Origin of the sequence: Mycobacterium sp., assembly GCF_047975165.1 — a bacterium.
GTDB lineage: Bacteria > Actinomycetota > Actinomycetes > Mycobacteriales > Mycobacteriaceae > Mycobacterium.
Genome location: NZ_JBKECZ010000036.1, coordinates 1 through 2014 on the forward strand (window position 1 = coordinate 1; position 2014 = coordinate 2014).

General features: G+C 25.1%; 1 pseudogene. It reads right to left on the reverse strand.

Going from position 1 to position 2014, the window contains the following annotated elements:
• Positions 1 to 1628: 1628 nt before the first annotated feature.
• A pseudogene (locus tag ACK5M9_RS03485) lies at positions 1629 to 1850 on the reverse strand (His/Gly/Thr/Pro-type tRNA ligase C-terminal domain-containing protein); the annotation flags it as partial.
• Positions 1851 to 2014: the final 164 nt, after the last annotated feature.

Sequence of the window (2014 nt, forward strand, 5' to 3'; positions counted from 1 at the left end):
AATGTGGGTTCTTTTTTAATAGGGAACCCTTACCTATATAGAATAACTATTTAGTTTGGTATAGTTACCTTTAAGTTTTAAGTCATTCGACTATAATCAAAGTTTGGAATTCATCGAAAGAAAGCATTGAAGAATACTTCGATAGGTATAAATAAGTATAAAAATTTATACCTTGGAATTTTTTTTAAGGGGGAATTCTAACCCCCGAATGCAATGCATTCAACACTTTATAAAATGTGGGTTCTTTTTTTATAGGGAACCCTAGCCTATTACATAACTATGGTGTATGGTATAGCTATGTTTGGATTTTGTATCTTAAAGTCTGTTGACTTTAAGTGTGTATATTGAATTTGTAAATTTTTGTTAAAGGGGAATTCTAACCCCTGTCTACAATTTATAAAATGTGGGTTCTTTTTTAATAGGTAACCCATCCTATTATTTTACTTTAAGATTAGTTTGGTATATCTATGTTTGTAAATTTTGTTTTTTTAAAGCATATTGACTTTAATCAATGCTTTTGGAATTTATCGAAATAATTCTCTGGAGAATTCTTCGATAGGTTGTTTACGTATTTAAATTTATTCCTTTGAATTTTTTTAAGGGGGAATTCTAACCCCCGAATGCATTGCATTCAACACTTTATAAATTGTGGGTTTTTTTATTGGAACCCATAACCAATTTATTTTTACAGTATTCAACGCAATTACCGAATCGATATTTAGCGTTGATTATTTTTGAAACTTAATAAATAACTTACTAGTTCTCATTTTGAAAACAGATTTAATAAATTTCTAAAACTCAATCTTAGCCACCCGAAGATAGCTTTAAATAAATGACGACTGTCTAAATTTCATTTATCAGACCGAGATATATATCCAGGTTATAAGATCTACCAAAACTTACTAACTTAAACTCAATTACAATTCTTGGAGTATCTTCTGTTAAAAATAGAACTCTCTGAATATAAACCTCTCGAGACAATGTTGCCTCTAAAATAAAGATAACACATAATAATATTTTTTGATTCTTTTTTTTTAAAAAATTTTCTAATTTAGTTAAATTTATTTTTGATGTTTTAATTTCATTTACTTATAACAACACTTTTAATGATTTTTGGAAAAGAAAAAATTTTTAAAATTTTTTTTAATATTTTGTTTTTAAAGCATCATTACGTTATCGTAAAGATTGTTGATTTTAAATTAAGTTCTTTTTTATGTTAAGGGTTTTCGTAATTTTATACCTTTGCATAATGGCAAATTTTTAAATTCCTAGAACGTATTGCCTGTATCTTTCCTCACTTATATATTCAAAATTTTCAGAGCTTTTTAAAATTTTTTTTTTTTTTTTGATATTTCGAAATTGAATTTTATATCAGATCAAAAAATACCTTTGAGGATGTTTCTCAATAATTATTTTACATTAAATTTTATTTTTTGTTTATAAAAATTTAAATTTATTTTTGACTAGATCTAAAATGTATTTTTGGTGAATGACTGTACTATATAATAGTGCCTTTCACCTTTATTTATACTTTTTTTAATTTTTTTTATAATTTTTTACGAGTTTATTGAACTTTTTTTAAGGGCATAGAAAAATGCTAGTGTTTATTAAGCACTAACATTTGAAAATTATTTATATATATTAATTATTTCATCAAATGAAACTGTTGTAGATTCTTCTTTTCCATAGAATCTAAATGTAACTTTATTGTTATTTACCTCTTCATAAACGATAACAATTTGTGTTTTTACCTTAGAAGTTTGGTGCAATCTAATTTTATTTCCTAGTCTTTCATCAGAATTATCTAGTTTAACTCTAACTCCATTAGCCTTTAAATGATCTAATAATTTTTGTGAATACTCTCAATGAGCTTCATTATTAACTCGAATAATAACAGATAGTTGAGGTTCTAATCAAATTGGTAGATCACCTTTAGATTGTTCTAGTAATACAGAAATGAATCTATCATATGTAACAATGAATCATCTATGAATAAGACTAGGTTCTAATATAT